This window comes from Zoogloea dura, from assembly GCF_012927165.1.
Lineage (GTDB): Bacteria > Pseudomonadota > Gammaproteobacteria > Burkholderiales > Rhodocyclaceae > Zoogloea > Zoogloea dura.
This window is the reverse complement of the sequence record NZ_JABBGA010000034.1, coordinates 1-12868: the sequence shown is the minus strand read 5'-3', so window position 1 is coordinate 12868 and position 12868 is coordinate 1. Positions and strand designations below refer to the sequence as shown.

Sequence of the window (12868 nt, the reverse complement as noted above, 5' to 3'; positions counted from 1 at the left end):
GGGCCGGACTGGGCGAGCAGAGTTGGAGATGTTAAATCAGAGCCGTCATTCTATATGGAGAATTAAAATTCTCGCAGGAAGAATTTTCCCCGTGAACGGCAGGAAAAAAAGAAACCCGCCGAAGCGGGTCAAAAAAGCCCGTTTTGTCTCGGGCCGAGGGAGGTGGGGAACGCTACTGGTGGTAGTAGCCCACGGCGACAACGTGGCTGCCGACGACCTGGAAGAGGGTACGTTTTGCTTCACTCTTCTTGGTGACCGGGTTGGGCCACAGGTAGTCGAGTTCGCCTTGTTTACGTGTCTGGGCCATTTTCAGGATGTTGCGGATGATGGGCTGGCCGGTGGCGTCCTTCAGTTCCAGCCCGTCGGTGCCTATCAGGCGTGGCTGCACACCGTGAGCGACGAAGTGGCCGGATTTCATGTCGATCACGAATACGTAGAGGTCGTCCTGAACAAAGCGTCCCCCAAGCTTGTTGAACTCCTTGATGGCTTCGTCGGGCGCTGCGCGCATGGCTGTTGCCGCCTGCTCGAGGAAGGCTTTGGCTTGGGCCGGGCTGGTGCGGGGCAGGTAGTAGCCCACGGCCAATACGCGCTCATTCACTCGCTCGAAGTAGGCCTGCTTGCGCTGCACGGTGTTGTCCACCCAATTCAGCCAGCGGTATTCCACGTGCCCGCTGCCGCGGGTCTTGGCGATTTCGAGCATTTCGGCAAAGAAGGGCTTGCCGGCCACATCGCGCATGGCACTGACGTTGCGGCCGATCAGCGAAGCCGAGGAGCCGCCGCTGGTGAGCATGGTGCCGTCGCTGGCGAGCACGTAAACATAGAGTTCCTTGTCGATGAAGCGCCCCTGGCGGCCGAATTCGGCCAGGGCTGTGTCACCGACTGCGCGGTAATGCTCGACAGCCTGGCCGAGCAGCACCTGGGCGCGCCCGGCATCGATTTCGGTGCGGGTGGCGATGGGCGGTTCTGCGCGGGCCGGCAGCAGGATCGTGCAGCCAAGCAGCACTATGAGGCGGGCAAGGATCTTTTTCATGGGAATTCCTTTTATGGCGGGGGTGGTGTCGACCTTCATTCCCGGACCAGCAATACGCTGCCGCCCAGCGGGCCACCGCCGGCGGCGACCACCGACGCGCGGTGTGCCTTGAGCTGACGCTCGCCCGCCCGACCCCACAGCTGGGTGCAGGCTTCATGAACGTAACCCAGCCCGTGGGTACGACCGCCGGACAACTGGCCGCCGTTGGTGTTGATGGGGATCACCCCGTCGCGGGCAATGTTGTGACCACCCTCGATAAAGCGTCCGCCCTCGCCGAGGGGGCACAGGCCGAGGGCTTCGAGCCAGATCATCGTCAGGATCGAGAAGCCGTCATAGAGCTGCGCTGAGCCCAGGTCGGAAGGCTTCAGGTCGGTGCGTGACCACATCATGCGGGCCACTTCGCCGGTGACCATTGCGGTCAGGTCGATCTGGTCCCACGACCACGGCTGGTGCAGGGCCGCGCCGATGGCTTCCAGGCGAATCGGCGGGTTCGGGCCACCCCGGGCGGCATCAATGCGTGACAGCACGATGGCCGTCGACGCATCGCAATGTACGTCGCAGTCGAGCATGCGCAGCGGCGTCGAGATCATCCGCGAGCTCATATAGTCGTCGAGGCTCATGGGTGTGCGGTACACCGCCTTCGGGTTGAGGGCGGCGTTGGCGCGGCAGGTCATGGCGATCTGGGCCAACTGCTCGGGGCGCGTGCCGTACTCGTGAAAATGGCGCTGCGCGTACATGGCCATCAGGTTGATGCCCGACAGCACATTGAAGGGTGTGTACCACTGCCAGAAAAAGCTGCTGTCGCGGCCGATGGTCTTGTTGGTCAGGGCGCTGGCGGTCTTGTCAGTAAGGCGTCTGCTGGCTTCGGTGATGGTGCGGAACACCAGCACGTGCTTGCACAGACCGCTGGCAATCGCCATGGCACCGTTGATCACGCCAGCCAGCGGACCCGGGCCTTCGTAGCCGCCACCGAACCAGTTCACCTTGAGCCCGAGGGTGCTGATCAGCGCGTTCGGGCCGACTGGCGAAAAGGCATCGCCATTGTTGTTGTCACCGGGCCAGCAGGCTACACCGTCGATATCGTCGCGGCTCAGGCCGGCGTCGGCAATGGCTTCCAGGGCTGCGTCGAGGGTCAGCTGCATGGCCGACAGGCCGGATGGGCGGCCAACCTCGGACTGGCCGATACCGCTGATGGCCACATCCTTCTCAAACAGGCGGTCGAACATCATGCCTCCCTCTCAAAAAATGGCAGCCAGACATCCTCGACCTGGCTGAAGGTGACCCGCACGGGCATGTCGATGTGCACCTCATCCACCGGCATGCCGACGATGTTGCTGACCAGACGCAGGCCCGGCTGGTCGGCCAGCTCGATGATGGCCACTACATAGGGCATCTCGACGTCGGCGTTCCAGCGCTGGTGGTTGATGGTGTAACTGAGCACCTTGCCGCGGCCGCTCACCGGGCGCGGCCCCACGTCCTGGCTCAGGCAGCGCGGGCAGATCGGTGCCGGCGGGTGGAAGTAGCGCTGGCAGCCCTGACAGTGGTGCATGTTCAGCGTGCCCTCTGCGCCACCCTGCCAGAAGGCCGAGTTGTCAGGGTTCAGTGCGGGGAGTTTGCGGGCCATGGTCCTTGGTCTCCGGGGCGTTGTTATCTGTCTTCGGAATTTAATTCTAGCATCCACATATAGACAGATAACAAAAATCTGTCTAAAGTTTTCACGTCAGGTCCGCTCTCAAAAGATGTTTCGGACCGTTTCCCCTGCAACGCCACATCAAGGATCGACCATGACTCAAACGCTCACAGGCCGCACTGTCGTTGTTACCGGAGGCTTCGGCTTCCTTGGCGGTGCGCTGGCGGCGAAGCTGGTGAAGGAGGGTGCCCGCGTCGTCCTCGTAGACCGCTCCGCCGTTCCGGCACAGGCCTTGCCGGATGTGGCCCTGGCCCTCGGCGGCGTGGATCTGGGCAGCCCCGAGTCGGCTGGCGCCGCCTTTTCCCGTATCGCCGGGGAGCTCGGAGGCATTGATGCGCTGGTTAACGTGGCCGGTGGCTTTGTGTGGGAAACCGTCGAGGCCGGCAGCATCGAATCCTGGGATCGCATGTACAGCATGAACCTGCGCACCGCGGTGGTGGCGTCCCAGGCCGTGTTGCCGCATCTGCTGGCCAAGGGTGCGGGTCGCCTGGTGAATGTCGGCGCCCTGGCGGCCAGCAAGGCCGCCACCGGCATGGGCGCCTATGCGGCTTCCAAGGCCGGTGTGGCGCGGCTCACCGAAGCTCTTGCCGAAGAACTCAAGGACAAGGGTGTCACCGTCAATGCGGTGCTGCCGAGCATCATCGACACGCCCACCAACCGTGCCGACATGCCCGATGCCGATGCCACCCGTTGGGTCAGCGCCGCTGCGCTGGCGGCTGTGATCGCCTTCCTGCTGTCGGATGACGCCTCGGCGGTCACCGGCGCATTGATTCCGGTCTGTGGCCGCGTCTGAGGAGACCCCATGAGACTTGTCACCTACCGTGATGCCGGCGGTTTTCAACGTGCCGGCGCCCTGCTCGAAAAAGACCAGCTGGTGCTCGACCTGCAGCTCGCCAGCGAAGCCATCCATGGCCGTTCCCGGCCGGAATTCACCAGTGTGCTGGCGCTGGTGGAAGCCGGGGAGGGCGCCCTCGATGCGGCGCGCGCCCTGGTGCAGCGCACCCCGGCGAGTGCCGTGCTGGCGCGCGCCGATGTGCATCTGTGTGCCCCCATCCAGCCACCGCCGCAGATCCGCGACTGCTCCTGTTTCGAGCTGCACCTGCGCCAGAGCTTCGCCGCCGCCCGCCGCATGCGCGTGGCCCGCGAGCCGGACCCGGAAGCCGCGTTCAAGGCCATGAACACCCGCGCCGACGACCGGGTTGTCGACACCTTCAACCGGCAGCCCATCTACTACAAGGGCAACCGCTTCGCCGTGATCGGCCCCGATGACGACGTGATCTGGCCGTCGTACAGCAAGGCCATGGACTTCGAGCTGGAGCTGGCCTGCTACATCGGCAGGAAGGGCAGGGACATTCCGCGCGACAAGGCTCGTGATTACATCCTCGGTTACACCATCTTCAACGACATGAGTGCCCGCGATGCCCAGGCCATCGAGATGGTCGGCATGCTCGGACCCGCCAAGAGCAAGGATTTCGACACCGGCAACGTGATGGGGCCTTGCTTGGTCACCGCCGACGAGATTGGTGACCCCTACGACCTGAACATGATCGCCCGCGTGAATGGCGAGGAGTGGGGCCGTGGCAACACCCGTGACATGCGCTGGCAGTTCGAGGACCTGATTGCCCACATCTCCCGTTCAGAAACTCTCTACCCGGGCGAAGTGCTGGGCTCGGGCACGGTGGGCAACGGGTGTGGCCTAGAACAACTGCGCTTCCTCAAGCCCGACGACGTGATCGAGCTGGAAATCGACGGCATCGGCCTATTGCGTACCCGCATGACGAAGCCTGTGGCGTAAGCGCAGTACCTGCCAAAAAAACAATAAACCCATTCGCTCCCCGAGCGAGCAAACCCAAAGGAGAGAGCTTTGACATCCACAAGGAATGTGCTGTCCGACGGCACGAAAATCGAGGATCTGATCAAGGTCGACACCCGCGAAGTGCAGATGCGGGCCCTGTCGGACCATGAGATCTACGACCTGGAAATGCAGCGGGTCTTCGGGCATAGCTGGCTGCTCCTTGGCCATGAAACCGAAATCCCCGCCGAGAACGATTTCATCGTGCGTGACATGGGGTCGGATTCGGTGATCGTGGCTCGCGGCAAGAATGACCAGATCAGTGTTTCCCTTAACGTGTGCCCGCATCGGGGCATGAAGATTTCCACTGTGGATGCGGGTAATACACCGATCCACAAGTGCATCTACCACGGCTGGGCCTTCCGTCCCAACGGTGACTTCCTAGCCTCCCCGGTGGAGAAGGAATGCATGCACGGCACGATGATGAGCAAGGCCGAACTCAGCCTGGAACAGGCCCGGGTGACCCTCTACGGCGGCCTCATCTTCGCTACCTGGGATCACGAGGGCGAGTCGTTCGAGGACTTCCTCGGTGACGCCAAGTGGTATTTCGATATTCTTTTTCAGCGCTCCGACAAGGGCCTTGAGGTGCTTGGACCGCCGCAGCGCTTCGTCGTCCGGGCCAACTGGAAGACTGCTGGCGAACAGTCCGCCGCCGATGGTTTCCACACCCTGACCCTGCACCGCTGGCTCGGTGAAGTGGGCAACTACGCCAAGAGCGGCCAGGAGGGTGGTGCCGACCTGAGCCCCGAGATGATCGGTGTCGAAGTCAGCTCACCCCACGGCCACGCACTGCGCTGCATCGACCTGGGCCGCAAGATCCGCAAACTGACCGGCCTCGATCCGGATGTGCTGAGCGTTGACCAGAAGCTGGACGCCCTGCCGCCGCCGGGTGTGACTCGCGAGATGGTGCCCCAGCTGAAGCGCAAGCTGAGCGAAGACCAGTTGAAGGTGCTGGTCTCGATGCCGCCGCAGGTGGGCGGCATCTTCCCCAACGTGCTGTTTGCCTTTGTGTACATTCCCCAGTCCGACGGCACGGTGCTTGGCCTGACCCTGCTGCACGCCTATGTGCCCAAGGGGCCGGACCAGCTGGAGTTCGTTAATTGGGTGCTGGCCGAGAAGGACACCCCGCAGGAGCTGAAGGAAAAGATGCTGCGCCAGAGCATCCAGCTCTTCGGTACCTCCGGGATGGTCGAGCAGGACGACTCCGACACCTGGCCGCACATGACCACTGCCGCCAAGGGTGCCCGCGGCCGCAAATCCACGCTCAAGTACCAGGCCGTCTATGCCACCGGAGCGCCGGAAGGCTGGCCGGGTCCGGGCATTGTCAATGAAGGCTTCACCAAGGATGACACCCAGTGGCACTGGTGGCTGCACTGGCACGAGCTGATGCTCGCCAACGCCTGACCCCCTGGCCTACGTCCATCTACAAGGAGCGAATTCATGACTGCAACCCAAGCCCTGCCCACCGCCGACCTCGCCCAGGGCGAGTGCGTGCCCATCGGTTCCGATACCTATAACCAGGTTCTCGGCTTTCTGTACCGGGAGGCCAGCCTCCTCGACGCCATCAGGCTCAAGGAGTGGAGCGCGCTGCTTAGCCCGGAACTGATCTACACCGTGCCCCTGCGCCAGACCCGGCCGATGGCCCAGCATGCGGCCTCCATCATCCGCACGGTCCAGCACTACCATGATGACTACCGCTCGATCATGGGCCGGATCATGCGCCTCACCGAAACCAAGAGCGCCTGGGCCGAAGATCCCCCGTCACGTACCCGCCGGCTGGTGACCAACGTGCAGGTAAGCACCACCGGTGTGGAAGGCGAGCTGGCCGTGGTGAGTTACCTACTGCTGACCCGCAGCCGCTTCGACAGCCCCGATCTCGACCTGATCAGCGGCGAGCGGAACGACGTGCTGCGCCTGGTGGACGGCCAACTGAAGCTGGCACGCCGCGAGGTAATCCTCGACCAGGCCGTGCTCGGTACGCCCAATCTGGCGATCTTCCTTTAAGCAGCACAGCGGGAACACCCTTGTCACGGCCTGATGGTCGGTGACAGGGGCTGTCCATCCAAATTCTTGTGGAGGGCATGGTCCATGGGTTCTCCCATCGGCTTGGCGAGCATCGATTTCACCGAGTTCAAACACAGCTGGCGGGTGCTGGTCCTGTCCATCGTCGGCGTCGCCATCAGCATCAACGCGGCGCTCCTTTATGGTTTCGGCACGCTGGTGATTCCCCTCCAGCAGGCCTTCGGCTGGAGCCGCAGCGAACTGCAGGTGGCGGTGACTTTTCTGTTCGGGGGGGCCGTGCTGTCCCTGCAGGTGGTCGGCTGGATCAACCTGCGCTTCGGCATGCGTCGGGTGGTGGTGGCGTCACTGCTGCTGATTGCCCTTGGCTACCTGGCCACGACGCTGATCAGTGGATCGGTGTGGTCGCTCTACCTTGCCTTTGCGCTGCTGCCGATCATCGGCATGGGCTCGCTGGCGGTGACCTGGACCCAGCTGCTCAACCTATGGTTCGTGCGCAATCGGGGGCTGGCGCTGGCCATCGGCCTGTCGGGCACCGGCATCACCGCGGCCGTCGTGCCGCGTCTGATGGCCTGGGGCATTGAGCGCTGGGACTGGCGGGCAGCCTTCGTGATCCTTGCGGTGCTCAATCTTGGCCTGCTGCTGCCCCTGGTGCTGATCTGGTTCCGCTTGCCCATCGACGATGCGCCGGCCCGTGCCGCCGATGACGGCAAGGTGGCGCCGCATGTGTGGCTGGAGGGCATGTCCCTGCGCGAAGGGCTGGTGTCGCGGCGTTTCTGGATCTGTAACGTGGCGCTGGCACTGGTGATCTCGGCCATCGTCGGGATGGTTACCAACACCATTCCGATGCTGCGCGACAGGGGCTTGTCGGGCGCCGACGCGAGCCTGATCTTTGGCGGCTTCGGCGTTTCGCTGATCTTCGGCCGCGTGGTGGTGGGCTATCTGCTCGATCGCATGTGGCCACCGGGCGTTGCTGCAGTGAGCCTGTTTCTGCCGGCGCTGGGCTGCCTGATCTACATGAATGGCAGCAACGATCTGCCGCTGCTTGGCCTGGCGGCCGTGCTGGTTGGTTTTGGGGCAGGGGCCGAGTTCGACATTGCCGCCTTCCTGATCGCTCGCTATTTCGGCCTGCGCGAATACGGCCGCCTGTTTGGTGTGCATCAGGGCCTCAACACCGTGGCCTCGGCCCTGGCGCCGCTGCTGTTTGCCGCGCTGTTCAGTTACACCGCTTCCTACACCGCGATGCTGAGCTACTGCTTCGTGTGTTCCCTCGTCGGACCGGCGCTTCTGCTTACCCTGGGACGTGACCCCGGGTTTGGCGGGGTGGTTGCGCTTGCCGGCCGCTCTTGAGCACCCGCCTACTTTTATCGGAGTCGAAACCATGCCAACCCTTACTTTCATCGAACACAGCGGCACAACCCACGAAGTACACGGCGAAGTCGGCCAGTCCGTCATGCAGGCTGCCACCTTCGCCATGCTGCCCGGCATCCAGGGCGACTGTGGTGGTGCCTGCAGCTGCGCCACCTGCCACGCCTATGTGGATGAGGCCTGGGTGGAACGCTTTCCGCCCGCAGAAGGTACCGAGGTGGACATGCTCGACAACGTCACCGAGCGTCGCGCCAACAGTCGTCTGAGCTGTCAGCTGGTGATTGCCGAAGGCATGGACGGCTTGCTGATCCGCCTGCCGGCCTCCCAGTACTGAGCCAGCCGCGCATCCATAAAAATATCGGAGACAGACACCATGGCGCTCAACTCGGTTGTGATCGTCGGTGCGGGGCAGGGCGGCTTCCAGGTCGCCGCTTCCCTGCGTCAGGAGGGCTATCAGGGCAACATCACCCTGATTGGCGACGAACCCGGCCTGCCCTACCAGCGGCCGCCCCTTTCTAAGGCCTACCTGCTCGGCAAGATCAGCGCCACGGCGCTGCTGTTCCGGCCGGAGGATTTCTACACCCAGCAGAACATTGAGCTGGTGCACGACCAGGCCGTGGCGGTGGACCGTAACAACCGCCAGGTGCGCCTGGCCTCCGGGCGCAGCGTGGATTACGACCACCTGGTGCTGGCCATGGGGGCTCATAACCGGCCGCTGGCGGTGCCGGGTGCCGAAGCGCAGGGTGTCTTCGGCATCAAGACCAAGGCCGACGCCGACGCCTTGGCGCCGCTGGTCAAGGAGGCCCGCAACGTGGTGGTGGTGGGGGCTGGTTTTGTCGGCCTGGAGTTCGCCGCAGTGGCCGCCGCCAATGGCGCGACCGTGCATGTGCTGGAGCTGGGCGACCGGCCGATGGCGCGTGCCGTGTCGCGGGAAATGTCGGAGCTGTTCCGCTGCGCCCACGAGGGCTGGGGCGTGCATTTCGATTTCCGCCAGGGTATCGGCCACATCCTCACCGAGGGCGGCAAGGTCTGCGGCGTGGAAACCGTTGAGGGCAAGCGCCTGCTGGCCGACTTGGTTGTGTATGGGATTGGCGTGATTCCCAACCTCCAGCTGGCCCTCGAGGCCGGTCTCGACATCGACAACGGGATCACCGTCGACAGCACGCTGCTAACCAGCGATCCGCACATTTCTTCGCTGGGTGATGTGGCGGCCTTTCCGTGCATCCACAACGATCAGAAGCTCCTGCGCCTGGAGTCGGTGCAGAACGCGGTGGACCAAGGCCGAGCGATTGCGGCCCGTCTTGTCGGCAAGCCGGCGCCCTATACCGCGCTGCCGTGGTTCTGGACGGATCAGGGGACGCTCAAGCTGCAGATCGCCGGCTTGTCGAATGGCTGTGACAGCACCGTGATGCTCGGTGCTCCGGAGAGCAATCAGTTGTCCGTGCTGTGCTTTCGTCAGGACCAACTGGTGGCCGTGGAGTCCTGCAACCGACCCGGCGATCACATGGCGGCACGCAAGATCCTGGCTCGTCCTCCCCGCCTGACGCCGGCGGAGGCTGCGGCCCCCGGCTTTGAGCTGAAAGTGTGGGAAGCCGCCAACCGGGACTGATCCTGGCGCTGTGCAAAGAATCCAGAAGCCTGCCGGCTTTCGGAGCGGGCGTGTCGGGCCTGGCCCGGCACGCTGTATTTCGGGACAACAAAATAGGAGCGGAGACGATGAAAAAGCTGTGGATCGGCGTATTTGCCGGACTGGTAATGGCCTCGGGGTCAGCCCGTGCCGACGAGGGGGCCGACCTGGCCAAGGCCAGGGAATGCATGAGCTGTCATGCCCTCGACAAGGAAGTGGTCGGGCCGGCCTTCAAGAGCGTGGCCAAAAAGTACAAGGGCAAGGCTCAGGCCGAGGATATGCTGGTCAAGACGGTTGTGAAGGGTTCGCCGGATGCGGGCGGCTTCCACTGGGGAACCAAGAAGATGCCGTCGCCGGGGGCCCGCGTGGCCGTCAGCGAAGACGAAGCGCGGGTTCTGGTGCGCTGGGTGCTGGCGCAGTAAGGCCCGGCTGACTTTGGGGCAAGGCCTCCACGACGCTTCCTGTCGTGGAGGCCTTGCTGTTTTGAGCTTCAGGTTTCGGTGGCGAAGGCCAGCCAGCGCGCGTCGCCCTCGCACAGGGCGCTTGCCCTGGTTGAAAAATCCAGCGTCGAGCCAACGATGCGGATCGCCAGGGGCGCCCGTGCCGGCTGCTGCGCGTAGCAGCGACCGGCGGGCTTGGCGTGGGGTTCCAGGTCGATGTTCTTGAGGCGGCCGGCGCCGATCACTGCACAGCGCCGCAGGACGATTGCCGCTTCGGCCTGATCGGGTGGCAGGGTGCTCAGCGCCATGCGGGCGAAGCCTTCGTGCAGGCTGACACCCGCAAAGGGGGGGGGACCGGCAATGCGTCCGCCGTCGAGTTTCCAGTCGAGCCGGTAAGCATCGTCGCGCAGCAGGTGGGCGGCGGTGACGTGCCCGTTTTCGCGGGGGACGTCGATCTCGTAGCAGCGCCGGGCCAGCCCGACTGCAGCCGTGGCGATGGCCAGGCCCGCCAGATCGAGCAGGTGGGTGCATTGCTCGCTGGCGTCTTCCACATGGCGGGTGACGCTGCTGGCAACGGTGGTCAGCGCCATGCCCTGCAGTGCCTGCAGTTGCCCGGCGGCGGCGGGACAAGCGGTAAACGGATGACGTGGCGAGGCGCCCTCGACGGCGCTGACGATGCCGTCTTTATGGCGCACCGTGACGCGGAAATGGTGGAAGTCGTCTTCCAGGGCGGCACGTACTTCGCCTCCCGTCGTGGTGCTCCGCGAGCGGATTTCTATCCTGCGTCTGAAGGCCTGCATGTCGGGTGCGCTTTTCGCTCTGTATGGGTGGGGAGAATCTTTTGCCGGCTATAGACAGCGATCCGTTGTCTTGCCAATATGTGAACATTAACAGAGTTTGTGTTTATAAAATAAAGGAGGGGGATATGGGACTACTTGAAGGCAAGATTGCCCTGATTACCGGCGCTGGTGGCGGCATTGGCAAGGGCGTGGCGCGACGTTTTGCCCGCGAAGGTGCGGCGGTGGTTGTCGCGGAGATTGATGTGGCCAGCGGCGAGCAGGTTGTCTGCGAACTGGAGGAGTTGGGCGGCAGGGCACTGTTCGTGCGCACTGACGTGACCTCGAAGGAAAGCGTTGTGGCCGCCGTGAATGCGGCGGCCAGCCACTTTGGTGGCCTCGACATTCTTGTGAACAACGCCTTTGTGCCGTCGCCCAACGTGCGCATGGAAGACAAGACCGATGAGATGCTCGAGCGGACGCTGAAGTCCACGGTATGGGCATCTTGGTGGGCGATGCAGGCGGCACTTCCACACATGAAGTTGCGGGGCGGTGGCAAAGTCGTCAATTTCTACTCTATCGATGTGGATACCGGTGCTTGGCTGCATGCCGACTACAACACCGCCAAGGCCGGCATCCTCGGCCTGACACGCAGCGCTGCAGCTGAATGGGGGCGCTTCAACATTACCGTCAATGCCATTGCCCCCACGGCAATGGGTGCGACCTTTCACAAGCTCGCAGCCGAGAATCCGGGCTTTGCTGAAGCTTCGGCGGCTTTACGTCCGCTGGGTCGCAGTGGTGATCCAGAGGCCGATATTGCCCCTGCAGTGCTCTTCCTGGCCAGTGAGCTGTCCTGCTACATGACTGGGGAGGCGATTCACGTTGATGGTGGCCTGCACCTTCCTGGCTACAACTCGCGCCCTCGTGACGTACCGGTGCGCGAGTACTGAAATGGGGGCTATTGCCGGCCGTAAAGGCGTGGGGGATGGGGCAGGACGCCGTAACCGGCGTTCGGAGGAAACGATAGCAACGATCCTGGCAGCGACGGAGGACATCATCCTTCGCTCAGGTTCCGACCGTGTCTCGATTCTTGAAGTGTGCGAGAAGGCTGAGGTGTCCCGTGGCACCTTCTATCGCTACTTTTCGTCCCAGGGTGATCTGCTTGATGCCTTTTCCTGCCATAAGCGGGATAACTTCCATTCGGCGCTGCTCGTGGCTGCCCAAGTGACGGAAGATCCCGATAGCCGTTTTCGGGCGGTGGTGGCGTATCTGGAGGCCTACCTGGAAAGTGGGCAGGCCCGTCGTCTTCTCAAGGTGGCGCCAGAGTACGCGCTTGGTTTTTTTCAGCGCATCTTCCACGACTCGGTGCTGCGCCTGCAGGACGTACTGGCGATCGTCTTCGATGCCTGGGATGCCCGCTTGGGTATCCGCATTGATCGGGAGCTGGTGTGCGAGATGATGATCCGTTACGTGCTCAGTGAGCAGTTGGCCCCGAGGGGGCCGACACAGCGTGAGCGTTCCTCGCGTATCGAAAGCTTGATTCTTGGACTGGTGTCCCGGCGGCTTGGCTTCATGAGCAATGAATTTAGTTAGATATATAAACACATTTGCCTTTTGTGTTTATTTTGTGCATGATGTTTCTGACGAATCGAGGCAACGCATGAGTGCCCGGCGGCAGGAGACAAAGACGCAGGCTTTCTGACGGAGGGTGGTTTTTCCGTGGGGTCGGTGCGCGTGCTCCGGTCGTTGAGGTGCGCGTTGCCACTCACGCCCCCACCCCTGAGAAAGGCCCGCTGACCATGCTGATCGACCTGCACGCCCACGCCCCGCACCCGGATTACTACGACCAGGACCCGTACTGGGGCCCGGCCTTCGAATCGCAACCCGACGGTGACATCAAGCTGCGGGTGGGCGACTGGATCCTCAGCCTGGGCGCCCCGGAGCGCAAAGCGGCCTTGCGCAAAGCCAAGGCCGAAGGGCAGGCGCTGAACGTGCAGGACTACATGGCCCGCTGGCGTGACCCGAAGACCCGCCTGGCCGGCATGGACGCCGCCGGACAAAACGCC

14 protein-coding genes and 1 pseudogene are annotated in these 12868 nt (G+C 63.4%); 11 read left to right on the top strand and 4 right to left on the bottom strand.

Annotated features, from left to right (window positions below; genetic code table 11):
- Window positions 1–172 precede the first annotated feature (172 nt).
- From HHL15_RS23595 to HHL15_RS23585, 3 genes are read right to left on the bottom strand one after another with little or no spacing between them, the layout of a single operon-like run.
- The gene (locus tag HHL15_RS23595) at window positions 173–1030 is read right to left on the bottom strand and encodes a cache domain-containing protein (RefSeq protein ID WP_169148262.1); all 858 of its coding nucleotides are present in this window, start codon (window positions 1028–1030) and stop codon (window positions 173–175) included.
- Window positions 1031–1065: 35 nt separating this feature from the next.
- Window positions 1066–2259, bottom strand: coding sequence for a thiolase family protein (locus HHL15_RS23590; RefSeq protein WP_206198948.1), 1194 nt, complete (start codon window positions 2257–2259; stop codon window positions 1066–1068).
- A complete protein-coding gene (locus HHL15_RS23585) occupies window positions 2256–2654 on the bottom strand; it encodes a Zn-ribbon domain-containing OB-fold protein (protein WP_169148261.1) in 399 nt (132 codons plus the stop codon). The genes HHL15_RS23590 and HHL15_RS23585 overlap by 4 nt, the downstream gene beginning before the upstream one ends.
- Window positions 2655–2814: 160 nt before the next feature.
- Between HHL15_RS23585 and HHL15_RS23580 the strand changes: the two genes are divergently transcribed.
- From HHL15_RS23580 to HHL15_RS23545, 8 genes are all read left to right on the top strand, one after another.
- Window positions 2815–3513 (top strand): SDR family NAD(P)-dependent oxidoreductase, encoded by a 699-nt coding sequence (locus tag HHL15_RS23580; RefSeq protein WP_169148260.1) that lies wholly within the window; start codon window positions 2815–2817, stop codon window positions 3511–3513.
- A gap of 9 nt (window positions 3514–3522) precedes the next feature.
- Window positions 3523–4515: a fumarylacetoacetate hydrolase family protein gene (locus tag HHL15_RS23575; protein ID WP_169148259.1), complete on the top strand. Its 993-nt coding sequence runs from the start codon at window positions 3523–3525 to the stop codon at window positions 4513–4515.
- A gap of 69 nt (window positions 4516–4584) precedes the next feature.
- Window positions 4585–5976 carry an aromatic ring-hydroxylating dioxygenase subunit alpha gene (locus HHL15_RS23570; protein ID WP_169148258.1) on the top strand — a complete coding sequence of 464 codons (1392 nt, stop codon included), beginning with the start codon at window positions 4585–4587 and terminating at the stop codon, window positions 5974–5976.
- A 36-nt stretch (window positions 5977–6012) separates the two neighbouring features.
- Window positions 6013–6576 (top strand): aromatic-ring-hydroxylating dioxygenase subunit beta, encoded by a 564-nt coding sequence (locus tag HHL15_RS23565; protein WP_169148257.1) that lies wholly within the window; start codon window positions 6013–6015, stop codon window positions 6574–6576.
- A gap of 84 nt (window positions 6577–6660) precedes the next feature.
- The gene (locus tag HHL15_RS23560; protein ID WP_169148256.1) at window positions 6661–7941 is read left to right on the top strand and encodes an MFS transporter; all 1281 of its coding nucleotides are present in this window, start codon (window positions 6661–6663) and stop codon (window positions 7939–7941) included.
- A 31-nt stretch (window positions 7942–7972) separates the two neighbouring features.
- Window positions 7973–8293 (top strand): 2Fe-2S iron-sulfur cluster-binding protein, encoded by a 321-nt coding sequence (locus HHL15_RS23555; RefSeq protein WP_169148255.1) that lies wholly within the window; start codon window positions 7973–7975, stop codon window positions 8291–8293.
- Between the two features lie 39 nt (window positions 8294–8332).
- Window positions 8333–9568: an NAD(P)/FAD-dependent oxidoreductase gene (locus HHL15_RS23550; protein ID WP_169148254.1), complete on the top strand. Its 1236-nt coding sequence runs from the start codon at window positions 8333–8335 to the stop codon at window positions 9566–9568.
- Window positions 9569–9675: 107 nt separating this feature from the next.
- The gene (locus HHL15_RS23545; protein WP_169148253.1) at window positions 9676–10008 is read left to right on the top strand and encodes a c-type cytochrome; all 333 of its coding nucleotides are present in this window, start codon (window positions 9676–9678) and stop codon (window positions 10006–10008) included.
- A gap of 68 nt (window positions 10009–10076) precedes the next feature.
- Here the strand turns inward: HHL15_RS23545 and HHL15_RS23540 are convergent, their stop codons facing one another.
- Window positions 10077–10826, bottom strand: a complete 750-nt coding sequence (locus HHL15_RS23540) for a DUF2889 domain-containing protein (protein ID WP_169148252.1) — start codon at window positions 10824–10826, stop codon at window positions 10077–10079.
- Between the two features lie 125 nt (window positions 10827–10951).
- Here HHL15_RS23540 and HHL15_RS23535 point away from each other — a divergent pair, with 125 nt between their 5' ends.
- From HHL15_RS23535 to HHL15_RS23525, 3 genes and pseudogenes are all read left to right on the top strand, one after another.
- Complete coding sequence (locus tag HHL15_RS23535; RefSeq protein ID WP_169148251.1) at window positions 10952–11752, top strand: SDR family NAD(P)-dependent oxidoreductase; 801 nt, start codon at window positions 10952–10954, stop codon at window positions 11750–11752.
- A 1-nt stretch (window position 11753) separates the two neighbouring features.
- Window positions 11754–12395: a TetR/AcrR family transcriptional regulator gene (locus HHL15_RS23530; RefSeq protein ID WP_206198947.1), complete on the top strand. Its 642-nt coding sequence runs from the start codon at window positions 11754–11756 to the stop codon at window positions 12393–12395.
- Between the two features lie 206 nt (window positions 12396–12601).
- Window positions 12602–12868: pseudogene (locus tag HHL15_RS23525) on the top strand (amidohydrolase family protein); the annotation flags it as partial.